The sequence below is a fragment of the uncultured Gimesia sp. genome, from assembly GCF_963972345.1.
Taxonomy (GTDB): domain Bacteria; phylum Planctomycetota; class Planctomycetia; order Planctomycetales; family Planctomycetaceae; genus Gimesia.
Genome location: NZ_CAXAVM010000010.1, coordinates 25,634 through 51,762 on the forward strand (window position 1 = coordinate 25,634; position 26,129 = coordinate 51,762).

Genomic DNA, 26,129 nt, shown 5'->3' on the forward strand with positions numbered 1-26,129 from the left:
GGGGCATCTGCTGGCCTGCTTTGAGAGCAATACTTCACTCCGTCATTCAGTATTGCGGTCAGGAAATAGATCCTTATTTTTCAATTCAATCAGTCGGCTACACCAGCGCCAATTCCAGCACCGATGGCAGCACCCTGGTTACCACCAATGGCACCTCCGATACCAGCACCGATGGCAGCACCCTGTCGTTGATCGCGGTTCCAACCACGGTATCCGGTGCCATAGCGACCGTTAAATCTGTTGCCACGGTTGTTGTAGTATCCCTGTCCATAGCCACGACCGTAACCATATCCACGATTATTGTAGAAGTTGTTACCGTAACCATATCCCCGGTTGTAGTTTCGGCCATAGCCATAATACTGGGGTTGGCTGTAATAGTAACCACCCTGGTAATAACTTCCGTCGTCGTAGTAGTTGCTGGACTGATAGTTGTCGTCGTCTTGGTAATAATCCTGGTTCATAGGCTGACCGGGATTACGATAGGTTACCGGATCAAATGATTCCCATTGACCATTGGTATGGATCAACCATTCATTCTGATCGGTTTTGTACCACCAGTGACCGTTGTGATGACGATAACGGGCGCGGGTCGCATCATCAATGTCCAGATGAGCGGTTCCCTGACGTACGAAATCATCGATTTCGTTATTTCCCTGATTATCGAACGTCTGGGGGCGATTCGTCTGATGGCGCTGTCGCTGGTTGCCTTCCAGATCAACGTCTGCATCCCCTTGAACGTTCCCCCTCAGTTCGGCATCGCCGGGCGTGTTTTGAATGGCGCCATCGGCGGCATCAGGAGTCTGGGGCGGTGTCTGCAGATCTCGTCTATTCCTTTTTGTGTTGGCATCCACATCAGCGTCCAACTGTGTTTTGGACTTCAATTGTGAATCTTGGGAATTCGTATTCTGTTTAGATTTCGCATCCAGGTTTGCATCGGCGTCCAGTTGTCTGTTATTCAACTGAGACTTGGCATCCAGATCGGAATTCGCATCGATCCTGGCATCTTTTCCCGGTACTTTGGGAGCAGGGTTGGTAACCTGGCCCGCTGCCTTTGACTGTGATTCCAGTTGAGCGCCGGCATCTTCCAGAGGAGCCTGCGCGGTCAGCAATGCGGGGCTGATTCCCAGAACGGCTGCAGCAGCTAAGACTTTTATACTTCGGCGTAACATTTCATTTCCTTCCATATATTGTTTCGAGTATTAAGTGGTTTCATTCCTGGCCACGCTGGAAGAGAATTGCAAAGGCTATGCCAACTCCCAAAATACTCCAAAAATCGACTAAAGTGCGACAGGATGACTGAAATCGAAAGCGAATCTGCTGATGGGCGATCACACGACTGGATGCTCAGCGAACAACCCGCGCTTAAACCTGCCAGCAAAATCTGGAGAGCCGCGTGCGTGGTACACCAGTCCCTCAGGGCTGATACTGATAGGGAGGAAATCAACGTAGTCGCGCGTGAGAACAGCGTCTCGAGAACGGTTATTTTGTACAATGATGAGTCTCGAATGACCGCCGCTGTATCAGATTGGATTCTGGGAAAATCAGGATGGCTGGATGAGTTCTACTTCATCTGACTCAATACGATCTTATCGAACAGTTTGTCGCTGAAGAGTCGTTTGACCCGGGGCAGTAGCTTGGCATCCAAGGTGGTCGCGTAGCGGGTTTTGGGCTTCTTCGCTTCGATGGCCTTCACAACCGCATTGGCAGTACTTTCGGGGCCTGGACTTTTGGAGTAGAGATCACTCGTGAATTTGCGGAAGGCGGCGACGAGCGGCTTATAATCTTCTGTATGGTCCAGATTGTCCAGCGTAGCGAACGCCACCTCGTCAAATTCGGTTTTGACTGCCCCCGGTTCGATGACGACCACATCAATGCCCAATGATTTGACTTCCATCCGCAGCGCATCGGAAAACGCCTCAACTGCATGTTTGGTCGAAGCATACCAGCCCAGCACCGCCGTTGAGACATGACCGACGACCGACGCGGTGTTGATGATTCGCCCGGAACCCTGCTTTCGCATCTGTGGCAGCACGGCCTGCACGAGTCGCCCCATGCCGAACACGTTGACATCATATTGACGCTGAATCTCCTCCAGGGGCACATCTTCAATCGTGCCATAAGAGCCGTAACCCGCGTTGTTGAACAGCACATCGATTCGCTGCTGTTCTTCAATCACCTTCGCGACACCGGCCTTGACGGATTCCGTATCTGTCACATCCATATGCATGATATGGGCGCCCAAGGATTCCAGGTCACGCATTTTTTCGAGCCGCCGGGCAGCCGCGTAGACGGTAAACCCTTTCGTCAGCAGTTTTTCAGCAACCAGTTTCCCGAATCCAGCGGACGCGCCTGTGATCAATACCGTTTGCATGGTGCTCTGACTCCATTCCTGTGTCTGGTTCGATTGATTTGTGATCTGAAAATAGTGGGTAAATCAGATTCGAATCGTATCAAACCCGGAATCGCTGTCAATCGAGGTCTCGCGCAGACAGATAGAACTCACGATCATGTGCGTCAGCCTGATCGAATAATTCTTCCAACTTCTCAAACATATTGATGCGGGGTTGCATTCTTTGCTGTACTTCTTCAGAAGTGGCAGCCTGACGTCGGAATTCTTGGAGAAGTGAGCGGATCGACTTGAGACCTGCTCCCGCCGGATACCAGACTTCTCTATCAAAGGGAGCGTATGTGAAATCATCAAGTGGAGTCACGCCCAGTTGCTGGGTCAAATCGAAAGTATCATGCCAGGCAAATTCTTCAGGATCGACGGCCTGAAGATGGTTGATACCTGGGATCGGCTCATCCAGGATGACGTACAGTTTTTCCAGACGAAAGTCAGCCATGCGAATTGCTCCTGAGTTATGAGTCTTTATTGACTCATTCGGATATTTCATAGATCAATGTACCGAAGCGGAATACTATTTAAACTTCCTTGAAATGAGTCTGCAATAAGGGGTACTGTTATCGTATCATGATTAACACATCTTCACGCAAATTTCTTAATGCTAGCACAACACTATGGACGGCAGGCGTCTTGTTGTGGAAGTGATCGATAAAGCAATGGTAGAACTTCTACGGAAACAGGCTCCCGAAGAATGACTGAAGATTGCCGCTGAATTGTGGGAGACGTCACGGGTAATGGTGCGTGGAACGCTGGCTCAGGAACATTCAGAATGGAACGAGTTGACACTCAATCGCGAGGTGGCTAAACGGCTCTGCCATCGAGAAGTCAGGCACCTCTATGAGTGAATGCAAATATTGTGTTCTGATGCAGACCATCGTTGAATTTCGGGAAGACCAGGAGGCTGAAAATAATACGTTGCTATTTCAGATCGCGGTTATTTTAACCAGATGTCATGCAATCTGTGTTCTGGTATCAATAAATCATCTTGATCTATCCTACTGAGTGGGATAGAATGGTTTCGGTATGAAAGCTGTATTTATTGAATCAACTGAGTTTACCGAATGGGTATCTGAATTTTTACCCGACGAAGTATATGCTCAGTTACAGCAGGAGCTTATGGATAATCCTCAGAAAGGCACTCTGATTCCTGGCTGTGGAGGTCTCCGCAAAATTCGAAGTGCTGATCCCAAACGTGGTAAAGGAAAACGGGGTGGTGCAAGAGTGATTTATTTATACGTTGCAGATGCGAAATTTTTTTTCTGCTCGATATCTATGATAAAAATGAAAAAATTAATTTATCCCCATCTGAAAAGTCTGAATTGAAAAACTTAGCTGCAAAACTTAAACAACATTTGAAGACCCCGGTTACGCATAGAACAGAAAAATGAAAATGACAACCAGACAACGAAAACCATTATTTGAGCGAATCAAACAGGGATTAGAAGAAGGGATCGCCCATACTACAGGTGAACTGACTTTGAAAACTGTGGAAATTCCCAATGATCCACCGGAGATTGATGCCAAAACTTTGTCCGCTTTGCGAACACGAGCGGGAATGTCTCAAGCAGTATTTGCCAGAATGTTGAGTGTGTCCACTAAAACACTGCAAAGTTGGGAACAGGGCCTTAGAGATCCTTCGGCTGCGTCACGCCGATTAATTCAGATGTTTAGCGAGCATCCAGAATTGGTTTGTAAAAGTGTCGGCTTGCCAAGCATTACATTAAAAGGGGTTAAGGTAAAGGGGAAACGCATTGTCGTAAACCGGCATCAAGCTAAGGTAAAATCAAAAAGCAAATAGTAGAAAGCCCTCGCGCACAAAAAAACGCTCGCTGTCAATAATGACAACGAGCGTAGTAAGCGAGGCCGACGGGACTTGAACCCGCAACCGCCGGATCGACAGTCCGGTACTCTAACCAATTGAGCTACGGCCCCTTACAGGTGGTCGGAAATGATAGGCGATCATTTTCTCGATTGCCACTCATTCGACACAAAATTCGTGAGAATGTTCGAAAAATTTCTCACTGAAACACAGACGCATGACGCCCTATTCTGTTCTCAATATACCGCGACTTTCAACGGACAGCAAGTCAACTGAGAGTCGTATCTTAGGAATCGGAATTCCTGAGCGGGCTCATTAAATAATCAGCCTCCGATTCTCTGAGAAACCGAAAGTTCTCGCCGACTGGAGGTCAGGCTGTAATCGTTGTGCGGTAAAAATCGTTTGCAGCAGCTACGCCGGCGCCGGGCGTGAGTTGGTAGCCGGAGTGCAGCAGGCACTGTTCCAGGGCCGCCAGGAACAACAGCACATGGGTACTCTGGCTGCTTTCTCCCATTAAACCAATCCGCCAGGTCTTGCCTTTCAACGGTCCCAGGCCGCCGCCGATTTCAATGCCGAACCGCTGCAGCAGCTGACCGCGAATCGCCGCGTCCTCCACGCCATCCGGGATCACAACAGCGTTTAACATGGGGAGTTGATGGTCTTCGGCGACCGCGAATTCAATTCCAATCGCGTTCAGGCCCGCTTTAAGGGCACAATGGTTGGCATAATGACGCGAATAGCGGTTCTCCATGCCTTCTTCGAGTACCAGGCGTAAGGCCTGATGCAGGCCGAAATTCATGTTAATCGGTGCAGTATGGTGATAGGCGCGTGAATCGCCCCAGTAGGAACGGACCATCGACATGTCCAGATACCAGCTGGAAACCTTGGTTTTTCGCGCGTCCATCGCAGCCACAGCGCGGGAGCTGAATGTGACGGGAGACAGCCCGGGAGGACAGCTCAGACATTTCTGCGTCCCACTGTAAGCCGCATCGATATCCCACTCATCGATTTTGACGGGCATCCCGCCCAGTGATGTCACGCAATCGACGAGCAACAGCGCATCGGCTTCGTGAACGGCCTGAGAAATCTCTTTGAGCGACTGCGCAGCGCCGGTTGAAGTTTCCGCATGTACGATGCCCAGTACTTTGGGTTTTTCTTTCTGCAGGACATCAATCACTTCTTCCACAGAGAAGACTTCGCCAAACGGACGGTGAATCTGTACGACTTCGGCACCAATCCGTCCTGCGACATCAGCCATCCGGCCACCAAACACACCATTGGTGCAAACAACGATTTTGTCACCCGGTTCCAGCAGATTGACCACACAGGCTTCCATACCGGCACTGCCCGTGCCACTCACGGCGAGTGTGAGTTCATTGGTGGTATGGAAAATATTTCGCAGCATGTCCTGAACTTCATCCATCACCTTCAGAAAATAGGGATCGAGGTGTCCCACAGTCGGTGCGCCCAGCGCGGCCAGCACACTGGGGGCCACATCACTGGGACCAGGACCCATCAGAGTACGACGGGGAGGATGAATAGCAGGAGGAATATGATGTTCGAGTGTCATGTGAGCGGTTCTTTATGATTTGAAGGGACTCAAAATAGATTGATTTCTATGACCGGTACCTACGATTTTTCTGTGACCAGACGACTGATCTGTTTGAATTCAGGGGTGCCCGCAACCTCGCACCATTCAAACAGAATGGATTCCGTTGTCGTAATGCCGGCGCCCGAGTTTTCCATACGTCTGATGGCAATCTCCCGGTCCAGCTGATTGCGGCTGGCAATCGCATCTACCGGAATGATAACGCGATATCCGGCGGCTAACAAATCCAGGGCCGTCTGCTGCACGCAAATATGCGCTTCGATTCCAGCCAGCACAATTCGGGTACGGTTGTCGATGGTATTCGCCGCGGTTTCCCAGCCCAGGCATTCAGCGGCACTGAATCGCAGTTTTTCCCGGGGAGTCGGCAGTAAATCCGCCAACTCGGGCACCGTCGCCCCCAGTCCTTTGGGATACTGTTCGGAACAGTGCAGCGGGATTTCGAACAGGCGGGCTGCCTGGAGCAGTTGGCGGATACGATGCGTGAGATGAGCAGCCTCAGGAATGACCGGCAGGAGCTTTTCCTGAACGTCAACCACAACCAGCTGGCATTCCTGATGCGACAATAAATCAATGCTGCGTGGAATTAAGTTCGGAGACTCGGACATGAATAGACCTGACTCAAATAAAAACCTGACAGTGAAACAGGAAGAGAGCAGCAGTTTTCAGCAGACTGAGTTCGTTTGCTGCACTGGTTCAGTCAGCCTCTCTGCTTTCGAATTCGATGCGGAACTGGTAAAATGTAATTGCTGTTGTACCCTAACAAAATTCGAACCAGTAGTGAAGCATATGAACCCTCTCAAAAATGTCTCCTCAACCCGGCCACAGATGGCCTTGATCAGCCTCGTGTTTTTCATGCTGGCAGGGCTGACTACATTATCTGCGGAAGAAAAACCGAAATCCCCGCCTGCGAACCCCGAGGGGAAGACAGAGTTATTAAAAGTGTTTGTTAAAGAACTGGTGCCGATCACCCCCGGAACAGGGAAGTTTCCCCAGACGTTTCAAATGGGGTCTGTAAAAGGGGAACCATCCGAAAGACCTGTTCATAAAGTTACACTCACTGATAGTTTCTGGATGAGTCAGTACGAAGTGCCCCAGAACCTGTATCAGGCAGTGATGGGAAACAATCCCAGTCGCTGGGGAGGCCCCCGCAATTCGGCGGAAATGTTTGACTGGAAGACCGCAAATGAATTCTGCCGGAAACTGACCGCTGATTTAAGAAAAGCGAAGTTGATTGCAGCGAATGAGGAGATTCGGCTGCCCAGCGAGGCCGAGTGGGAGTACTGCTGTCGCGCCGGGACGAATACGGAATACAGTTTTGGTGATCAGCCTCAGAAACCCGGGGATGAGGACAAACTAGCCCGTATTCTGGACGAATATGCCTGGCATACCGGGAATGCCGCAGGAAATGACCCTCCGGTAGGGGCTCTGAAGCCCAATCCCTGGGGCCTGTATGACATGCATGGCTACCTGTGGGAGTTCGTTGCAGATCCCTGGCATGACAGTTATGAAAATGCCCCCGGAGATGGCAGCGTCTGGGGCTCTGTGACCGTTGATGCCCCGGTGGTTGTACGTGGTGGCGCCTGGACGGACCGCTATGACCGCCTGCGATCCGCCTCTCGTAAGCAGGAAGCAGCAACTTCAGTCAGTCCTGCACTGGGGTTACGTTGTGTGAAAGCAAAAGTGAAAAAATCGGAAAACTAGGCCCTGCGAATTGCAGGTCTGCTGCAGCGGTGATACTCTTTTAATTAGTCCCGCAGGTTTTTCAACCTGTATTGAAGTAGTTACTGCAGTCGGGTGGATGTCTGTCTGCGGCTGGCCTGACAAGCCTGTGAAACATTCCTGTATCTTGAAGTAAGTAATTAGGCGAGAAAGTTCATCTCCCATGAGTTCAGAACGACCATCAACTGAAGAAGTTAAAACGAGTGAAGAAGCTTTGGAAGCGCAATCACCTGCCGATCAGGATCAGCCCGCGGCTCCCGAGGAGTCCGCTGCCGACGTGAAAGAGGCAACCTCTTCAGCTCCTACTGAAACTCCTCAGACCGAATCGCCTGTGGAAACTGAGGCAGCCGCATCGCAGGAAACGGAAAAAACCGAACGCAAAGTCCAGCTGAAACCGAAGGTGGATCCGGCTCAGTTTAAAGCAATCCCTGCAAAAGGTTCCAGTTCCGCTCCTGCTTCCCCGGAGGGAGACGATGCAGCATCAGCCGCTGAACCTTCCCAGGAACAGCTTCAGGAAGCAGCAATGATGCAGATTGCGGAAGCAGCCAAGCCGGTTGATATCCCACCCGAAATTGATGATCTGGACGGCGATCTGGAAGCAGAACTCGCAGCCGCTCTCTCGGGACAGGGAGCACAGGAACTCCCCAAAACTCTGAGTGACGAAGAAGTAGCTGCCGAAGCAAAATCGGAAGACGCTGCTGCTCCCGCAACGCCTGCTGCAAAATCGGGTGCCGCAGAAGAGGGGATTGGAGAAGGCGATCGTCTGAAAGGGATTGTAGAATCCATCAACAACGATGATGTGTTTATCGATCTGGGGGCCAAAGCAATGGGAACGCCCGGAATTGTTCCCCTGCGTCAATTTGGCGAGAAAACCCCGTTGATCGGACAGGAAGTAGACGTCAAGGTTACCAGTATTAAAGAAGCAGAAGGTTTGATCCAGCTTTCATTGCCCCGCGGTCATCACAAACCAGCGGGAGACTGGGATGCCGTTTCTGCTGGTCAGGTTGTCGAATGTGTTGTTAATAAATCGAATAAAGGGGGACTGGAAGTCAACGTGGGAAGCCTGAGAGGCTTTCTGCCCGCCAGCCAGGTCGATCTGTATTTTGTCGGCGATCTCGAACCTTTCGTAGGTCAGAAGATGACGGTGCAGATTACCGAAGTGAACCCCAAGAAACGTAACCTGGTAGTGAGTCGTCGCAAGTATCTCGAATCGGAACGCGAAGAGATTCAGAAAGAGCTCTGGGAAAAACTGGCCATCGGTTACGAGCATACCGGGACCGTTAAGAACATAAAAGATTATGGTGCTTTCGTGGATCTGGGAGGCATCGATGGCTTCCTGCACATCGGTGAAATCAGCTGGAATCGGATCAAACATCCTAAAGACGCCTTGAGCGAACAACAGCAGATCAACGTGAAAATTCTCAAGATCGATAAAGAAAAGAATCGCATCAGCCTGGGAATGAAACAGTTGCAGCAGGATCCCTGGCAGCTGGCCGAAGATCGATATGCAACCGGATCGACTGTCTCCGGCAAGGTAACCCGTACGACGGATTTTGGTGCTTTCATTGAGCTGGAGCCGGGCCTGGAAGGTCTGATTCATATCAGCGAACTGGATCATCGTCGTGTCAAACGGGTGACGGAAGTATTGACGACCGGTCAGGAAACCTCAGCGAAAGTTCTGGAAGTCGATCCCAATCGGAAGCGGATCAGCCTGTCGATCAAAGCCTTGATCGAGAAGCCTGAGGCCGCCGAGACACCGGCAGAAGAACAGCCTTCCTACGAACGCAAACGCAAAGGGCCGCTGCTGGGTGGTAATGCGGATGAATCAGCGGGCGGCGGAAGCGGCGGTCTGTTTGGTAATCCCAAAGATTACAAATAAGACCTGTTTTCAGCATTAAATAAAACAGCCAGAGCCTCTTTGATTGGAGAAGGCTCTGGCTGTTTCTGTATGATCAGTTGATTATTGATTGTCAGCAGCTCAAATCACAACAGATTCCAGCAGCATCCTCAGTTTTCGCAGTTCCAGCGCCCGGTCGGCATCTTTCAGCAGTTCCGGAAGAATTTCCACTGAGAGAAACTGATGATATTCCTGACGTTCCAGCAAGCTGATCAGACGGCTGTAATCAATCTCTCCCAGGCCCACCGGAACCTGAATCTGGTCGGTGGTGGAATCCCGCAGATGGATGTGGCTGACGTACGGGAATACCAGGTCGTATGACGTCGTACTGTAAGGGCCACACGTGTAGTAACTCGGGTCGAGAGTCAGGCTTAATCCTTTCACCGACTGACAGAGTTCCGTCGCGGTACGTGGATCTTCTGTCAGCTGCCCTGTTTTTGTCTTGATGGAAAGTCGAATCCCATCGCGGCTGGCAATTTCCAGCAATGCTTTGAGCCGATCAACTTCCGTATTAAACGGCGTACCCATGGGGGAAGCCGGGATGGTGATCTGTGCGATCCGCAACATCTTGGCTGCCTTACACAGGGATTTGAATGACTGTGGTGTGATGTCATTCTCCAGGCAGAAGGCGATCGGCGTCAACCGGGTGGCTTCCCGAAAACGCGAATAAAACTCTTCTGGTGATGAGACGACTTCAGATGGTTTCAGATGATCGCTCTCTTCACTCATCCAGATTTCGATTTTGTCGAATTCCAGATCTGTGAGACGCTCACAACTGACTTCAAACGATTCATCAGAAAAACAACGTGATGATGCAGCTACAAACACGCCGAACACTCCCTTGTTGGCAAAGGACAAAGCAATATGAGCACTTCGTCACAGACGATGTCTTGCCTGAAAAAAACTCAAACTTTAAAACAACCCACTTTATCTATTTTTCATTAATGGTCTTATAGAGTAGGAAACTACGATAATCTATCCCGGTTTTAACGATTCTGCAAGGTCGATCAGATTTGAATATTACACCGGTTTTCCGTTTCTTGGTGATTTTAACTATTGTTTGACTCAAAATGACCGATAAAAGAATTAAGTCATTAACAGACTGTACACGATCTCTAACCAGTCAGTGTCCGCAGATTTTCTGCAGGTATCAAGCATACCCAATAGTTGAGCGCGAACGGAAACACGCTCAAATTCAGTAAAACCGGGGGAAAGGAAGCCAATGAAGCCTCACTTGTTATGTAAAATGGCCGCTTGTCTGATTCTACCATTATGTGTGGGATGTTCGAATAGCCAGGTCATTCGGGGTCAGTCGGCTGACGGAGAATTCCTGATGCAGCAGCAGGCTGAAATGATGGAAAAGTATCAGAAGTCAATGCATCAGCAGGCCATGCACCAGCAGTATGCAGGGCAGCAGGCTCCTATTCAGCAGATGGGACACCGTCGTCATGGAGGCGCTTATTGCCCACCGGGGGCCGGTGGTGGCTGGAAATCCGGACACAAAAACACCTACCATCACAACAAGCGTCCCCAGCACTATCAGACCTACAAATATAACCCCCCTGCGGCTGTTTACCCACAGCAGAATCAGCCTCTGGGGATTGTGCAGTATCCTTACTACACGCACAAAGGACCAGATGACTTCTTTTTGAAATAAGAAATCAGGCTGCTTCACCACCGTTCATCAATGGAAGAGCTGATTGGGTTTTGACTCAATCAGCTCTTTTTATTTTCAGATTAGGGGATGAATGGTTTTGCGGTTTTCAGATATAATCTCAACTCAGCAAACACGCTTTCAGTGCCCCTGAAGATTTCGTTTCCTTCATTCGCAGTTAAATAAAAATGAATCATCATCCTGCCGATCTGGCGCAAACGATAAAAACGATCGAGGCAATTGCTCCTGACGGATATGGTCGCATGCCGATTCCGTCTGATACCGATGAAGAGCTTCAGGAACAGGTTGAAATTGCTTTACAGTTTAAAAACCATAAAGACTTTCTTCTGAATCAGCGTGGCGTAGACAACCTGCTGAAATTTGTGGAACGCATGGCATCAGAATGTATGCGCGAAGCCCGTTTCAAGGACTGTCTGTATGCGGCCCGAGCATTGGAACTCTTGATATGCCAGCCTGAACTTGAGGAACATACCACGCTGGTCTCCCTCGCTTTGATTCATGATGCTTACAATCGACTGCCCGAGCCTCGCCCGGAATTTGATGCAGCGCAACTGCCCCGGTTCTGTGCGGAATGGAGCGGGTTCGATCAGGAGAAAATGGCAAAGTCTGTCCAGTTTCGTATCAGGGAAGAACCGGAAGGGCCCCGCTATATCTGTTACTGGTAAACGGAACAGTTTCGCGCAGGCACAGGCAATTTTCGCTTGCACTGCGCACCGATTTACTCGATCTAATCACCCTGCAGACTAAACCATCAAACCTATTCCGGCAGAGGGATTTCCAGTTGAGAAACAACCGGTTTCACCGTTTTTCGATGCTGCTCAGCCGCCGTCTTGAGCGTTTTGATGACATCGGGATGGTCTTTCGCGACGTCATACTTTTCAGAGGGATCGTGTTCCAGGTGGTATAAAACCGGCGGATCATGTTCCTGGAAAGGTTCGCGGCCATAGGCGGGTTTTGTGATGAAGTGTGCTTTCCAGGGACCTTTTCTGATCGCCATCAGCTTTGTGCCTCGATAGTAGACCATTTCATCACGGGGGCTGTTTCCCCCTTCCAGTAAGACAGAAGTCAGATCGACTCCATCCACCACCCGGTCAGTCGGAACAGTTCCACCGGCAAGTTTGATGGAAGTGGTGTAGATGTCCATGGTACTTCCCAGTTCCTGAGACACCGATCCGGCAGGGATATGGCCGGGCCACCAGGCGAGTGTCGGTTCACGCATCCCCCCTTCCCAGGTACTGCCTTTCCCGTCCCGCAGCAGACCTGCTGAGCCCCCCTGCTCATCAAAGATCAACCACGGGCCGTTATCGCTGCAAAACCAGACAATCGTATTCTGATCCAGTCCCTGGGATTTGAGTTCATCCAGAATCTGACCCACACTCCAGTCGATCTCTTCAATCACGTCACCGTATAATCCGCGGCGGCTTTTGTCCTGAAACTCCTGGGAACGGAAGAGCGGGACATGTGGCATATTGTGTGCGAGGTAGATAAAAAAGGGCTGCTGCTTATTCTGCCGGATCAGCCTGATTGTTTCCTCTGTGTAGCGTTTTGTAATCGTGGTCTGGTCGGCCGGTTGTTCGATTACTTCGGTATCACGCATCAGGGGAACATTCCAGTATTTCACTTCCGGTTTGAGAAAGATACTGCGACCCAGTTTGCGATCCGCGATGCGATCCATATCGTTGGAGTAAGGGATTCCAAGATAGCTGTCAAAGCCGTTGTTTGTCGGAAGAAACGGAGGCAGATGCCCCAGGTGCCACTTGCCGACACAAGCCGTCTGATATCCGGTTGCTTTCAATGCTTCTGCCAGCGTGACCTCGCTCGCTGGGATGCCGCCGCCTGAATTGGGAAACAGCACCCTGCGTTTGTCGCTGCACATCCCTGAACGAATAGGATAACGGCCTGTTATCAACGCTGCCCGACTGGGGGTGCAGACGGGAGCCGCCGAGTAAAACTGGGTAAATTTCATCCCTTCCGCAGCCATCTGATCCAGCGCGGGGGTCTTGATGGTCGGGTGACCGAAACAGGCCAGATCCCCATATCCCAGATCGTCGGCGTAGATCACGATCACATTCGGATTGGATGCTGCATAGATATCGTTAACTGGGAGCAATAGTGTGGCCAGGGCAACCAGGAAGAATGCGAAGATGGTGGATTTGTAACGAGTGAGTGCTGATCGTTTCATGTAAAGCGTTCTCCCGGATGGGGTTTAGAATAAATCTGTCTCAAACCATTCTGTTGATTGTTCCTGTTTTCCAGGGACAGTGCAACCTGAAACAAGATTTTACTTATGTAAAACTTTGCGGGTTATGCCGATAACTCCTTCAGATACTAATACTTCATGTCCGAAATATGAGTAGGGGCAATTGCGCTGCCCGGCGAAGACAGGGTTCATTTTGAACTGGGTTGGAAGAATCAGGTTAAGGCTGAAATCTATGGAACAGGAAAATCACATGAATTTCAATTCAATGTCAGGTCCTGCTGACTGGCGTTCTCTGCAGCATCATGAGAGCGTCGAACAGATCGATCTTTTGATCCGAACCGCACACTTGATCCGGGTGGCATTGAATCAAAGTTTCTCGCAGCTGGAAATTAATGAAGTTCGCTATTCGGCACTGAAGGTGATTGACTCAGTCACGGAAGCCGGTTGTTCGCAGTCCGAACTGGCGCGGAAGCTGGGGCAGTCAGAGTCCAACATCTGCACCTTGATTGAACGCATGGAAAGCGACCAGCTGGTTATTCGACGTCAGTCTCAGAAAGATCGACGGAAGCGTGTGCTGGAAGTAACTGAGCAGGGCGCTCAATTGCTGGAGCGGGTGAAGACTTTTCATGGCATCGTATCGCAGCGACTGCTGGCAGCACTCTCAGCCGACCAGCGCCGGCAGTTGAATGGCATGCTGCAGTCTTTATTAAAGTCCGCGCATATTCAACGTTCACAACGGGAAACCGTCAATACGTTCCCCGATACTTCAGGGCCTTTTCCCATACAGGGAACGCCGGCTGCTTAATACATTCATGTTCTTTTTTTCGAGACTGCCAGACTTCTATTTCAATTCTGTTACGGATGCTCATTCATGAGGCGCACAAGTCTGATTTCCTGTTGTGAGACGTACAAGACAGCTCTTTCTGTCACGATGATGGTCGGTCTCATGCTACTGACAGCCGGTTGCTCTCCCACATTCTGGGCTGATCAGGCCAATTCGGACAGTTATGAAATTCTGGCTGAGAAAGCCAATGACCCGGCGTGGGAAGTACCACGCTATGATGTGGAACCAGATCCCCGCAGCCGCTTCTACGATCCGTATGATCCGAACCATGAACCCCTGCCTCCCGACGATCCGGCGGCCAATGTTTACATGCACTGGCTGCAGTGTAAAAAGGGTTATAAGAGCTGGCATAAATTTGGCCGGGCTCTCAGTATCGAAAACCCGGACTGGCTCGTGCAGTATGGAATCAGTCCTGAGTTAAGTGCTGAAATCGCTGCTTCCGGTAATTCAATGCCGGGCGTGGAATTACCGGCGCTGGATGATGTGACCCTGCGGGAAACCATTGACATTGCCAATATCAACAGTCGTGAATATCAGTTTCAAATTGAAAATCTGTTTCTGGCCGCTCTGGATTTAACTTTTGGACGCTTCCAGTTTGATGTGCGTTACCTGGGAGTGGGCGGTCAGAATCCCCAGGTGGAACTGAATCGTCGTCGACTGCAGAATGGAACACAGGAACTGGATCTAAGCAGCCGCTTAGGCGTCAATCAGGTTCTACCCAGTGGTGCCCAGTGGGCAGTCGAGCTGGCTAACAATACACTCTGGTTGTTTTCCGGTTCGAACCAGACAACCTCGGTAAGTGTACTTTCCTATTCACTGGTGCAACCTCTGCTGTTTGGTGCCGGACGAAAAGTCGTCTTGAATAACCTGACCCAGGATGAGCGAAATGTATTGTATCAGACTCGTATTCTGGCTCGTTTCCGTAAAACATTTTTTACGCAGAACGTAGCAGGCGGAAACGGCTTCTTACAACTGCTGCAACAGCTGCAGGTGATTTACAACGAACGGGATAACATCAAACGTCTCGAACGCCAGGTGGAAATCCTCAGGGCACTCTCATCGCAGAAACCAAAAGTGCAATCGGAGCGACTGGATAAACTGCCTGAGAACTGGATCATTCCACCAGCGCTTGTGGAAAAACTTGAGTTTGATGAAGAGTCGCGGATGCTCTCCTGGAACGGTGAGATGACCGCAGAACAGGAAAAACAACTGCTTGCTCTCAGTGATGAAGATTCCTTTCAGGCCACCGCCGGCGAACTTGTGCAGCGCATCCGTACCGAAGTAGTCACGCTGGATGTGGCCCAGCTGGAAACCAGACTGGCACAGTCGATCAACCGTCTGCGTTCTCTTGAGCGGTCCTATCAGGATTCACTGGGGAGTTTTAAACTCTTTCTCGGTCTGCCTCCCAATATGCCAATGAGCATTGATGAATCGTTGCTGAAACCATTTCAGTTGATCGATCCCCTGTTGCCGGAAATTGAACAGGAGATCTATGACTATGTCGAAGTCTGGGCGCAGGTCTACGTGGAAGACTGGGAAGATCCCAATCTCGTTCCTCCCACAACGGCGGAACTGCTCAAAGTTGTGGAAGGCCTGCAGGTGCTGCAGGAGCGACTCAGTAATGATGCGGTGCGGACGCTCGAGCAGGACATCAGAAACGTGGATCTGCTGCTGGGGAATACACAGGAAGAGGTCTCTGAAGAGATTCTGCAATTACGCAAACGCCGATTCCAGTCTGAGGAAGATCGTGACAGGATCCGTCAGAGCTCGGCAAACGATATACGCCTGTATTCAGGCGTTCGTAAGGAAGTTCAGGAGATTAAAAGCCGTCTGGAAGGGCTGAGAGGCTTTCTGAGTGAGGAAACCCTGTCTAATGATCAGAAAAAACAAATAATTCTGGAAATGGCCAACTTGCGGGAAGACATGCTCAGAATTTCACAGGGGATGCAGGTGATCGAGATCGGGCTGCGTGTCGAACTTATTACTCTGGAACCGTTTACGATGAATATCACTGAGGCGGTGGAACTCGGTATGGAGAATCGTCTTGACCTGATGAACCAGCGCGCATTCGTGATGGATGCCAGAAGACTGATGGAAGTGCGGTCTAATTCCCTCGAAGCGGTGTTAAATGTCGTAGTAGATGGAGACGTAAGCACGCCCCTTGGCCAAAATAAGCCTCTCGACTTCCGCGGTAGTCAGGCTGGATTGCGGGCAGGTATCGAATTTACGGCTCCATTGTCATTAGTACAGGAGCGAAATGCTTATCGCGAATCTCAAATCGAATATCAGAGACAGCGCCGAACCTTCATGGAGGCCCAGGACAACATCAAATTTGATATTCGACAGAGCTGGCGACAGTTGAGTGTGCTCCGTCAAAACTTTGAGACATCACGGGTGCAGATCCGTCTGGCGGCATTGCAGTACGACAGTGCAGTCGAGGCGACTTCAGACCCGGCCCAGGCTGGTCGAAACCAGGGGTTAAATCTGTTAAATGCGTTATCTTCTGTATTGGATGCACAAAACAGTTTAATCAGCAACTGGGTAAATTATGAACAAAACCGACTTAACATCTATCGAGATATGGGTATCATGGAGATAGATGAAAATGGTATTTGGGAAGACGATTTCTATCAACACCGCGCGGGAAGAAGCAGGCCTACCAATGAGCACCGCCAATCCAACCCAGGAACAACAGAAACAAGAGTCACTGCAGGAGAAGACATCCAACCAGTCGTCTTCCGACCTGCAGCAGAACTCAACGCACTCACCGAAACAGAAGAAGAGCCAGCGCAAGCGCCCCAGTAAATTAACAGTGCTGATCGCAGCGCTGATTGTCGTCGGAGTTCTCGTTCTGACGCTACCTGCTCTGCGCACGCCGCTCTTTTCTGCGTTTTCTTCGGGTTCCACGAAGAATACGACTTACATTACAGACAGGGCAACCAGGGGCTCGTTTAAGGTGTCGATCACCGAACGCGGTCAGCTTGACAGTTTGAACAACGTCACCCTCTCCAGCAAGGTCAAAGGCTTTACCACGATCATCAGTATTGTGCCCGAAGGGACAATGGTTGAGAAAGGGGACGTGGTCTGTGAACTCGATTCGTCTCTGCTGGTGGATAAAGAAAAACAGCAGCAGATTCAGGTGACTCAGGCCGAAGCCGAACTGAAGCAGGCTGAAGAGAATGTCGCAATTCAGAAGACCCAGAATGAAAGCGATACTTCGGCTGCAGAACTGGCACTGGTACTGGCGAGACTCGATTTTGAAAAATTCAATGAAGGCGAATCTCAGCGGGATCTTAACGTCAAAGAAGGCGCGATCACCAAGGCGCGAGAAGATCTGCAGCGAGCCGAAGAGACGTTCGAGTTCTCTAAGCGCATCGCCAAGAAAGGCTATAAAAGTCAGAACGACGTCGAAGCCGACCGCATCAATGTGGTGAAAGCAGAGATTGATCTGGAAATAGCCAAAGAAGACCTCAAAGTAGAAAAAGATTACGTTCAAACCCGCAAATATAAAGAGCTGAAAGCAGACATCGACGAAAAAGTTCGCAACCTGGAACGTGTCAAACGACAGGGAATTGCCACGCTCGCCCAGTTTGACGCCCGCCTCAAAGCCAGTCAATTGACTTATGAAGTGGAGAAGAGCGAACTGGAACGCAATCGCGAGCAGATCGTCGCCTGTAAAATGATTGCACCGCAAAACGGGCAGGTCGTTTATGCCAACCAGGACAGTGGTCGTCGCAGCAGTGGCGAGGACGTGATTGAGGAAGGGACAGAAGTCCGTGAACGCCAGGCGATTATTCAACTCCCCGATTTCTCACAAATGAAAGTGGATGCCCGCATTCACGAATCAAAAATCAGCATGATCAAGCAGGGGCTGCCCGTTGATATTCGCGTTGACGCCTTTCCGGAACAACTCTATCGAGGTACCGTCGATCAGGTTTCCTCGGTGCCGATTTCTTCCAACTGGATGCGACCCGACTTAAAAGAGTACAAGGCCACGATCAGAATTCTTCCCGACAGTGGTGACATCACCAAGCTCAAACCGGGCTTAACAGCGGAAATCGAAATTCGCATTGATCAGCGTCCTGATGTTCTGCAGGTGCCGGTGCAGTCTGTAATCACGATTGGGGAACAGCGCTATATCTTTATTCTCATGCCAGATGGAAGAACTGAACGAAGAGAAGTCAAGATCGGTCAGGCCAGTGATACCATGATCGAGATTCTCTCCGGCATCGAAGCGGGTGAAGAAGTGATTTTGAATCCACGGACTCACTTTGCAGATGAACTGATCGACCTGGAAGAACAACTGGCCATCGAAAAGAAAAAACTGGCTGCCAAGAAAGGCCCCGCCAGTGTTGAGGCGGACCAGGCAACTCCTGCAGGCGAAAATGCTGGTGGAGAAAAACCAGGCGGTGAAGCAACTGAGAAGAAAAAACCTGCTGGCGGAAACGCGGGAGGCATGCTGCAGCGACTGGATAAAGACGCCGATGGTAAACTTTCCAAAGAGGAAGCGCCCGAACGGATGCAGGAACGCTTTGATGAACTCGATGCCAACAAGGATGGTTTCCTGGATGCCGGAGAACTCAGTAAACTTCGAGGTCCCGGCGGTGGTGCAGGTGGCCCTGGTGGTGGAGCAGGAGCCCCGAGGTCTGGCGGAGAAAATCGACCATGAGGCTCGCTGCTCAAGTTATCGATCTCACCAAATTCTATGATCTGGGATCGGTTGTTGTCAAAGCGCTGCGGGGCGTATCCACGGACTTCCCGGAAGGGGACTTTGTGGCCATCATGGGATCGTCGGGTAGTGGTAAAAGTACCCTGCTGAACCTGCTGGGCGCACTGGACCGACCAACCAGTGGTCAGTACATCCTCGGCGGACGCGATGTCTCGACACTGGATGATGATGAACTCTCAGAAATGCGGAATGACATGATTGGATTCATCTTTCAGTCGTTCAATCTGATTACACAATATACCGTACTCGAAAATATTGAAGTTCCCCTGCTCTACCGCGCCGGTTACCCGGCAATTGGACGCGTCGAGCGGGAATGGTGTATGGAACTGGCACGTATGGTTGGCCTGGGTGATCGCATGGATCACCGCCCGTTTCAGTTGTCCGGTGGACAGCAGCAGCGTGTTTCCATAGCCCGTGCATTAGTCAATGACCCGCAAATTATTCTGGCAGATGAACCGACCGGAAACCTGGATTCTACTACCGAAGCGGAAATTATGGATATCCTCCATAATCTGAATGCGGAGGGGCGTACGATTATTATGGTGACCCACGAACCGGGTATTGCCCGACAGACCAAGCGTCAGATTATGATGAAAGACGGTCTCATCGAAAGTGAGACCATTCTGGAACAGGCCCTCCCTGCTTCTTAACGCGACGGATCGTCGCCCGTTTAATCATTCTTTTATTTTACAATCAGGCACCTGGCATGTCCCGTATTATTCGTATTGTTCGGCTCGCTTTAAAAAGCTTAATGCTGCATAAGCTGAGGTCCGGACTGACGATGCTGGGGATTGTGTTTGGTGTGTTCTCCGTGATTGCGATGCTGGCAATTGGGGAAGGTGCCAGCGCCCAGGCTCAGAAACAGGTGCTGGAACTGGGGGCAACCAATGTCATCGTCCGCAGCGTCAAGCCGCCTCATGAGGTCACACAGTCTTCCACCCGCAGTCGTGTTCTGCAATACGGTCTGCTGCGTTCTGATTACAAAATTCTGACAGAAACACTGCCCACGGTCACCAGTGCGGCCCCGATTCGTGAAGTGGATCGGGAAATTCGTTATCTCAAAGAAGCCATGAATGCCCGCGTCGTGGGTTGCACCGCCGACTATCTGGAGATGAACCATCTGCAACTGTCTCAGGGGCGGTTCCTGACAAACAGTGATCAAAAAAATCTGTTGAATGTGACCGTGATTGCCAACGACGTGGCTAACAGATTGTTTAAATATGAGGACCCGCTCGGAAAGTCCATTCGGATTGGTCCCATGTTTTATACCGTGGTCGGCATTACGAAAGACAGGACGGCATCCGCTGCCATCGGAGGCAGTCTTTCCGGTCAGGATTATAACAAAGACGTTTACATTCCCATTAAAACATTGCAGGCCCGTGAAGGGGATCTGGATATTAAAAACCAGGCTGGCAGTATGACAGCCGAACATATCGAACTCAATCAGATCACGCTGCGCGTGAATAATAAAGATTCTGTCCTGCCCACGGCACAGGCCATCCGGGAAACGCTGGATCAGTCACACCCCCGCACCAAAGACTACGCGGTAGTAGTTCCACTGGAACTGTTGAAACAGGCGGAACAGATCCGCATGATCTTTAACGTCGTGTTAGGCTCCATTGCTGCCATCAGCCTGGTGGTGGGGGGCATCGGAATTATGAACATCATGCTGGCAACTGTTACCGAGCGAACACGTGAAATCGGGGTGCGACGTGCGCTGGGCGCCCGCCAGCGAGATATCATTGAACAGTTCCTGACAGAAACGATTGTGCTGGCCGGTTCAGGGGGGCTGATTGGAGTCGTTTTTGGTTTGCTCACCCCGGTCACCTTTCTGGGGATCCAGTGGTTCGTGAAGAACTTTGTCATGGAAGGGGCTTCCACCGGTTCGGAAGTCGGCCGCATGTTTTTTGACCTGCATCCCCAGATTGCCTTCTGGAGCCTGCCGGTCGCCTTTGGTATTTCAGTGACCATCGGAATCATCTCCGGGATTTACCCGGCAATTTCAGCAGCGCGCCTCGATCCCATTGAAGCACTGCGGCACGAGTAAAGCTCCCAATCAGGGCGGCAGTTTCGCCGGTTATCTTAAATCGTGGAGTTAAGGAATCTGAATTCGTCTGTTAAAAAATTCAGGTTGAACTGTTCCACTCCCCTGCTGGCATCTTACAATAGCAGTGTGCTCACTCCGCAGCACACGCATCCTATTTTGAACCTGCCCCCCAATTGCCAACCAGAAAATGGAGAATCAGGCATGCCAGGAAAGTCAGCTTTTCTGAATCAAATCACCTGCACAATGACACTCTTCGCTGTATTGTTTGCCGGTTGTCTTTCGTCCGCGCTCGCTGATGAAAAACCTCCCGCTGAACCGGCTGATGTGGAAATCAAAAACCCCTTTCCGGATCGTCCCCAGGCACCCAGTATTGATGGTGGCGTCGAGTGGTTGAATACTTCGGGAGAAATTACACTGAAAGATCTGCGCGGCAAAGTGGTGCTGATCGATTTCTGGACCTATTGCTGTATCAACTGCATCCATGTACTGCCGGACCTGGCTTACCTGGAAAAGAAGTATCCCAACGAACTGGTGGTCATTGGCTGTCACTCTGCCAAATTCGATAACGAAAAAGAGACCGATAATATCCGCCGCGCCATTCAGCGCTATGAAATCAAGCACCCGGTGATCAATGATGCAAATATGACGGTCTGGCGGAAGTTTGGAGTGCGTGCCTGGCCATCAATGGTGCTGATTGATCCTGAAGGAAATTACTGCGGCCATCTGTCAGGTGAAGGCAACCGGGAACTGCTGGATAAAGTTCTTGAAAAAGTCATCGCCTATCATCGTGCCAAAGGCACACTCGATGAGACTCCCGTACATTTTGAACTGGAGTCGGCCAAATTAAAACAGACGCCGCTCAAGTTTCCCGGCAAACTGCTCGCCGATGCGGATCAGCAGCGATTATTCATTTCCGACAGTAACCATAACCGGATTGTGATCGCTTCGCTGGATGGAAAACTCATAGACGTCATTGGGTCGGGTCAGATTGGCAACAAAGACGGCGACTACCAGAGTGCCTCGTTTGATCATCCGCAGGGAATGGCTCTGGTGGGAAACACATTGTATGTAGCGGATACGGAAAATCATCTGATCCGGACTGTTGATCTCGATAAAAAACAGGTCAGTACGCTGGCAGGTACCGGAGAGCAGGCCCGTTTTCGCTCTGCCGGAGGAAAACTGAAGGAAGCCGCGCTGAACAGTCCCTGGGCCCTGGCAGTCATTGATGAGGTGCTCTATGTGTGCATGGCGGGACCACACCAGATCTGGTCTCACAAACTCGGTTCCGATGAGATCGGCGTTTATGCCGGCTCCGGTCGGGAAGACATCACCAACGGCCCGCTGGAAACATCGGCGTTCGCGCAGACATCCGGTATCGCCGTTGATGGAGAAGTCTTCTATGTTGTTGACAGCGAAGGCTCCTCTGTTCGCAAAGTGGATACGAAGAATAAAATAGTAACGACAGTCGCCGGTACTTCTGATCTCGAACGGGGACGTTCTCTGTTTGAATTTGGTGACAAGGACGGCATCGGTGCAGAAGCCCGTCTGCAGCATCCGCTGGGCGTTCTGTATGATAACGGGCGTCTGTTTGTCGCTGACACTTATAATCATAAACTGAAAACCATCGATCTGAAGACAAACGAAGTCAAAACTTTCCTGGGAACCGGGGAAGAGGGCAGCAGTCTGAAGCCGGCTGAGTTTTCTGAACCATCGGGTCTGGCGAAAGTCGGCAATCGACTGTTTGTCGCTGACACCAACAATCATCGTATCTGCGTTGTGAATCTGGATGATAACTCGGTCAGTGAATTCACCGTCGCGGGCTTAACGCCTCCCCGCCTGCCCAAAACCGTCGATGACAGCTTTACCGCTGCTGCAGAGAAGCCGTTAGAGGCGACTCCGCAGAAAGTGGTTCCCGGCTCTGCGATCAAAATCAAAGTGTCCCCCCAGCTACCCGCGGAATATAAACTTTCTCCCTTAGCACCGGTGAAGTTTACCTTCCAGTCAGCAGACAATCCTGAAGTGGTCCTGGCCCGCGGAAAAGGGACAGTGACAGGAGATCAGCTGGTCCTGGAGTTACCCGCCTTGAAGCAGGTTTCGGGGACGTACGTTTTGAATCTGCGATTTGGTTACTGTCGCGATGGCGTTGGCGGTCTATGTAAACAGCATTCCGCACAATGGAAGATTCCCCTGCAGGCCGATAAGGAAGCGAAATCAGACAGCATTTCGCTGTCTCTGGATCTTTCAAAAGAGTAATCACAGCACTCGAAAAAACAGTCTTAACCGCGGTTGCTGATCTCTCAATCTGACAGAACAGCAACCGTTTTTTTATTGATTTAATCTGCTCGTATCTGTGATTTCATTTCCTGCCTCATCCCTAAAACCTGACTTGGAATGACTTACTGCCAAATTTTGCCGCTAAATTCAGACTGGCATGGCAATTGCCATTATCTCTCTAAAGGCAATACATTCGTGTATTGTTTATTTAATAATTGCTGCAGTATATGATTCCAGACAGGAGAAATCGTGATGGCACAGCCTGATGAAAATTATGACCTGGCCCGGGAGCGGGTCGAAAAGAAAATGGGTTTTATGATTCATGCTGGTATTTACGTGGTGGTCAATGCGGGCCTGATTGCGTTAAACTTGACGAGGTCCCCCGATAACTACTGGTTTATCTGGCCCCTGCTGGGTTGGGGGATTGGCATCGTGTTTCACGCCATCAAAGTATTTGGGCCTGCCAGCTCGACCAGCTTAAAAGAAAAAATGATTAAGAAGGAGCAGGCCAGGCTTAATCATTAATCCGAACAGAAATAGAAAATCTCTGCATGACTGCCACTGATCCGATCTGTCATATGGAAGTCGACGAGTCCACTGCATTGCAGGCAACCGTCGATGGTCAAGACTGGTATTTCTGCAGCCAGGGGTGCCGCGACAAGTTTGTAGCGCAGCATGCAGAGCCTGAGCCGGTGGAAAAAAAGAGTTGCTGTCATCATGATCCACATCAGGGCCATGAGCATCATGCCAGGCAGCAGGCTCATAAACCGGACCCAAAAAATCTGCCCGCGGGTACGATCTATTCCTGTCCCATGCATCCGGAGATTGAACAGGAAGGTCCCGGGAGTTGCCCCATCTGTGGTATGGATCTTGAGCCACTGATGCCACAGAAAGAGGAATCACCGGAAGAAGCCGCCGAGTATGCGCGTATGGCCCATCGTTTCTGGGGGGGCCTGATTCTGGGCCTGCCTGTATTTCTGCTGGCGATGCTGCCCATGACCGGCATTCCGGTTCACAGCTGGATCTCACCGGAAGTATCTGGCTGGATTCAGTTCCTGCTCAGCACACCAGTCATGTTCTGGGCCGGTTGGCCTCTGTTCGAACGTGCCTACCGTTCGATCATCAGTATGAATCTGAATATGTTTACGTTGATCGGAATTGGTACTGGCACCGCTTATATTTACAGTCTCATCGCATTAGTGGCGCCCGGGATCTTTCCCCCCTCCTTTCAGCACAACGGAACGGTCGAGTTGTATTTCGAAGCAACCGTCGTGATCACAGTACTGGTTCTATTAGGACAGATGCTGGAACTGAGAGCCCGCAAGCGGACCAACAGCGCGATCCAGGAACTGCTGTCGCTTGCACCACCGACGGCCCATCTGGTCGTTGATGGCGAAGAACGGGAGATCTCTCTGGAAGAAGTCCAGGCTGGAAATCTGCTGCGGGTACGTCCCGGAGAAAAAGTGCCCGTCGATGGCGTCATCCAGGAAGGAAAAAGCCTGATTGATGAATCGATGATTACCGGCGAATCAGTGCCCGTTTCCAAAGCACAGGGAACCGAAGTCATCGGGGGGACCGTCAACCAGACCGGTTCATTCCTGATGAAGGCCGAGAAAGTGGGAGGCGAAACCTTGCTTTCACAGATTATACAGATGGTCTCCAGTGCGCAACGGAGCCGCGCACCGATCCAGCGGGTAGTAGATACGATTGCCGCGCGGTTTGTACCTGCGGTCCTGGCGATTTCTGTGATTACTTTTCTGCTCTGGAGCTGGCTGGGGCCGGAACCCCGATTTGCATACGCGCTGATAAATGCCGTCGCAGTGTTGATTATCGCCTGTCCCTGTGCACTGGGGCTGGCCACTCCCATGTCGATCATGGTCGGAGTCGGACGCGGTGCAAAGCAGGGGATCCTGATCAAAAATGCGGAAGTTCTCGAGACCCTGGAAAAAGTGGATACACTGGTGGTTGATAAAACGGGCACACTCACCGAAGGCCAGCCACGCCTGACAGAATGTGTGTCGGCAGCAGGCTACAGTGAAGCGGATCTGTTGCAGATCGCAGCCTCCGTCGAACAGCACAGCGAACATCCCCTCTCACAAGCGGTCGTGGTTGCCGCGAAAGAACGTGATTTGAAACTGGCAGAGGTCAGTGACTTTGACTCCGTCACCGGTGCCGGGGTGACAGGGACCGTCAATGGGAAGCGGGTACTTGTGGGCAGTGCTGCTTTTCTGCAGGAGCAGTCAATCAGCATCAGCGACGAACTGAGTTCACAGGCAGACCAGCTGCGCGAACAGGGGCAGGGCGTTATCTTTGTCGCCGTGGCAAAGGAGTTTGCCGGCTTCCTTTCGGTGACTGATCCCATCAAAGAGAGCACGGCGGAGGCGATCAGGAAGCTGCACGAACTGGGACTTTCGATTGTGATGGTGACGGGAGATAACGAAAAAACGGCCCGCGCAGTTGCGAAGTCGCTCAACATCGATGATGTGGAAGCGGGAGTCAAACCCCAGGACAAATACGAAAAAATCAAAGCGCTGCGGCAGGCAGGTCACAAAGTGGCGATGGCGGGTGACGGCATTAACGACGCGCCGGCCCTGGCGGAAGCCGATGTGGGCATCGCGATGGGAACCGGCACCGATGTCGCCATTGAAAGTGCCGAAGTGACTCTGGTCAAAGGAGATCTCCGGGGCGTCGTCGATGCCATCCATCTCAGTCGACTGGTGATGAAGAACATCCATCAGAATCTGCTGTTTGCCTTCGGCTATAACGCACTGGGCATTCCGATTGCGGCAGGTATTCTGGTTCCTTTCCTGGGAATGCATGCCCTGTTAAGTCCGATGATTGCTGCCGCAGCCATGAGCTTCAGCTCGATCTCTGTGATCAGCAATGCACTCCGCCTGCGTTCCCAATCCTGA

General features: G+C 51.0%; 22 protein-coding genes and 1 tRNA gene. 15 read left to right on the forward strand and 8 right to left on the reverse strand.

All coding sequences use genetic code 11. From position 1 onward, the window contains the following. Nucleotides 1-89: 89 nt before the first annotated feature. Nucleotides 90-1,169: a hypothetical protein gene (locus AACZ40_RS03035; RefSeq protein WP_291176240.1), complete on the reverse strand. Its 1,080-nt coding sequence runs from the start codon at nucleotides 1,167-1,169 to the stop codon at nucleotides 90-92. 123 nt (nucleotides 1,170-1,292) lie between these two features. Between AACZ40_RS03035 and AACZ40_RS03040 the strand changes: the two genes are divergently transcribed. Next, nucleotides 1,293-1,574: a hypothetical protein gene (locus tag AACZ40_RS03040; protein WP_291176243.1), complete on the forward strand. Its 282-nt coding sequence runs from the start codon at nucleotides 1,293-1,295 to the stop codon at nucleotides 1,572-1,574. Here the strand turns inward: AACZ40_RS03040 and AACZ40_RS03045 are convergent. Beyond that, nucleotides 1,562-2,371 (reverse strand): oxidoreductase, encoded by an 810-nt coding sequence (locus AACZ40_RS03045; protein WP_291176246.1) that lies wholly within the window; start codon nucleotides 2,369-2,371, stop codon nucleotides 1,562-1,564. The two genes, AACZ40_RS03040 and AACZ40_RS03045, sit on opposite strands and share 13 nt — an antisense overlap. 97 nt (nucleotides 2,372-2,468) lie before the next feature. Then, nucleotides 2,469-2,843: a hypothetical protein gene (locus AACZ40_RS03050; RefSeq protein ID WP_291176249.1), complete on the reverse strand. Its 375-nt coding sequence runs from the start codon at nucleotides 2,841-2,843 to the stop codon at nucleotides 2,469-2,471. A 584-nt stretch (nucleotides 2,844-3,427) separates the two neighbouring features. Between AACZ40_RS03050 and AACZ40_RS03055 the strand changes: the two genes are divergently transcribed. Both AACZ40_RS03055 and AACZ40_RS03060 read left to right on the forward strand, forming a co-directional pair. Further along, nucleotides 3,428-3,727 (forward strand): hypothetical protein, encoded by a 300-nt coding sequence (locus AACZ40_RS03055; RefSeq protein ID WP_291176252.1) that lies wholly within the window; start codon nucleotides 3,428-3,430, stop codon nucleotides 3,725-3,727. Between the two features lie 67 nt (nucleotides 3,728-3,794). After that, on the forward strand, nucleotides 3,795-4,202 hold the full coding sequence (locus tag AACZ40_RS03060) for a helix-turn-helix domain-containing protein (protein WP_291176255.1): 408 nt from the start codon (nucleotides 3,795-3,797) through the stop codon (nucleotides 4,200-4,202). A 60-nt stretch (nucleotides 4,203-4,262) separates the two neighbouring features. On the opposite strand, the gene AACZ40_RS03065 is transcribed toward AACZ40_RS03060, so the two are convergent. The 3 genes from AACZ40_RS03065 to AACZ40_RS03075 all read right to left on the reverse strand — a co-directional run bounded on the left by AACZ40_RS03065 (nucleotide 4,263) and on the right by AACZ40_RS03075 (nucleotide 6,437). After that, a tRNA-Asp gene (locus tag AACZ40_RS03065) sits at nucleotides 4,263-4,336 on the reverse strand. Nucleotides 4,337-4,593: 257 nt separating this feature from the next. Continuing rightward, complete coding sequence (locus tag AACZ40_RS03070; RefSeq protein ID WP_291176258.1) at nucleotides 4,594-5,793, reverse strand: alanine--glyoxylate aminotransferase family protein; 1,200 nt, start codon at nucleotides 5,791-5,793, stop codon at nucleotides 4,594-4,596. 59 nt (nucleotides 5,794-5,852) lie between these two features. Next, on the reverse strand, nucleotides 5,853-6,437 hold the full coding sequence (locus AACZ40_RS03075) for an isochorismatase family protein (RefSeq protein WP_291176261.1): 585 nt from the start codon (nucleotides 6,435-6,437) through the stop codon (nucleotides 5,853-5,855). Between the two features lie 181 nt (nucleotides 6,438-6,618). Between AACZ40_RS03075 and AACZ40_RS03080 the strand changes: the two genes are divergently transcribed. Both AACZ40_RS03080 and AACZ40_RS03085 read left to right on the forward strand, forming a co-directional pair. After that, complete coding sequence (locus AACZ40_RS03080; protein ID WP_291176264.1) at nucleotides 6,619-7,533, forward strand: formylglycine-generating enzyme family protein; 915 nt, start codon at nucleotides 6,619-6,621, stop codon at nucleotides 7,531-7,533. 181 nt (nucleotides 7,534-7,714) lie between these two features. Next, nucleotides 7,715-9,430, forward strand: a complete 1,716-nt coding sequence (locus AACZ40_RS03085) for a S1 RNA-binding domain-containing protein (RefSeq protein WP_339673229.1) — start codon at nucleotides 7,715-7,717, stop codon at nucleotides 9,428-9,430. A gap of 99 nt (nucleotides 9,431-9,529) precedes the next feature. On the opposite strand, the gene AACZ40_RS03090 is transcribed toward AACZ40_RS03085, so the two are convergent. Then, nucleotides 9,530-10,276, reverse strand: coding sequence for a TIM barrel protein (locus tag AACZ40_RS03090; RefSeq protein ID WP_291176270.1), 747 nt, complete (start codon nucleotides 10,274-10,276; stop codon nucleotides 9,530-9,532). 394 nt (nucleotides 10,277-10,670) lie between these two features. On the opposite strand from AACZ40_RS03090, the gene AACZ40_RS03095 reads away from it, so the two are divergent. Beyond that, the gene (locus AACZ40_RS03095) at nucleotides 10,671-11,105 is read left to right on the forward strand and encodes a hypothetical protein (RefSeq protein ID WP_291176273.1); all 435 of its coding nucleotides are present in this window, start codon (nucleotides 10,671-10,673) and stop codon (nucleotides 11,103-11,105) included. A 185-nt stretch (nucleotides 11,106-11,290) separates the two neighbouring features. Next, nucleotides 11,291-11,788 (forward strand): hypothetical protein, encoded by a 498-nt coding sequence (locus AACZ40_RS03100; RefSeq protein WP_291176275.1) that lies wholly within the window; start codon nucleotides 11,291-11,293, stop codon nucleotides 11,786-11,788. 92 nt (nucleotides 11,789-11,880) lie between these two features. Here AACZ40_RS03100 and AACZ40_RS03105 read toward each other — a convergent pair whose 3' ends face one another. Next, a complete protein-coding gene (locus AACZ40_RS03105) occupies nucleotides 11,881-13,305 on the reverse strand; it encodes a sulfatase (RefSeq protein ID WP_291176278.1) in 1,425 nt (474 codons plus the stop codon). A 268-nt stretch (nucleotides 13,306-13,573) separates the two neighbouring features. Between AACZ40_RS03105 and AACZ40_RS03110 the strand changes: the two genes are divergently transcribed. The 8 genes from AACZ40_RS03110 to AACZ40_RS03145 all read left to right on the forward strand — a co-directional run bounded on the left by AACZ40_RS03110 (nucleotide 13,574) and on the right by AACZ40_RS03145 (nucleotide 26,129). After that, nucleotides 13,574-14,128 (forward strand): MarR family transcriptional regulator, encoded by a 555-nt coding sequence (locus AACZ40_RS03110; RefSeq protein ID WP_339673234.1) that lies wholly within the window; start codon nucleotides 13,574-13,576, stop codon nucleotides 14,126-14,128. Between the two features lie 66 nt (nucleotides 14,129-14,194). Then, nucleotides 14,195-16,972: a TolC family protein gene (locus tag AACZ40_RS03115; protein ID WP_291176284.1), complete on the forward strand. Its 2,778-nt coding sequence runs from the start codon at nucleotides 14,195-14,197 to the stop codon at nucleotides 16,970-16,972. A gap of 256 nt (nucleotides 16,973-17,228) precedes the next feature. Further along, the gene (locus tag AACZ40_RS03120; RefSeq protein WP_291176343.1) at nucleotides 17,229-18,836 is read left to right on the forward strand and encodes an efflux RND transporter periplasmic adaptor subunit; all 1,608 of its coding nucleotides are present in this window, start codon (nucleotides 17,229-17,231) and stop codon (nucleotides 18,834-18,836) included. Then, on the forward strand, nucleotides 18,833-19,546 hold the full coding sequence (locus AACZ40_RS03125) for an ABC transporter ATP-binding protein (protein ID WP_291176287.1): 714 nt from the start codon (nucleotides 18,833-18,835) through the stop codon (nucleotides 19,544-19,546). Before AACZ40_RS03120 ends, AACZ40_RS03125 begins: the two co-directional genes overlap by 4 nt. A 56-nt stretch (nucleotides 19,547-19,602) precedes the next feature. Continuing rightward, a complete protein-coding gene (locus AACZ40_RS03130) occupies nucleotides 19,603-20,943 on the forward strand; it encodes an ABC transporter permease (RefSeq protein ID WP_291176290.1) in 1,341 nt (446 codons plus the stop codon). 201 nt (nucleotides 20,944-21,144) lie between these two features. Then, nucleotides 21,145-23,196, forward strand: coding sequence for a thioredoxin-like domain-containing protein (locus AACZ40_RS03135; protein WP_291176293.1), 2,052 nt, complete (start codon nucleotides 21,145-21,147; stop codon nucleotides 23,194-23,196). A gap of 273 nt (nucleotides 23,197-23,469) precedes the next feature. Continuing rightward, nucleotides 23,470-23,742: a 2TM domain-containing protein gene (locus AACZ40_RS03140; protein WP_291176296.1), complete on the forward strand. Its 273-nt coding sequence runs from the start codon at nucleotides 23,470-23,472 to the stop codon at nucleotides 23,740-23,742. Nucleotides 23,743-23,768: 26 nt separating this feature from the next. Continuing rightward, nucleotides 23,769-26,129 carry a heavy metal translocating P-type ATPase gene (locus AACZ40_RS03145; protein WP_291176299.1) on the forward strand — a complete coding sequence of 787 codons (2,361 nt, stop codon included), beginning with the start codon at nucleotides 23,769-23,771 and terminating at the stop codon, nucleotides 26,127-26,129.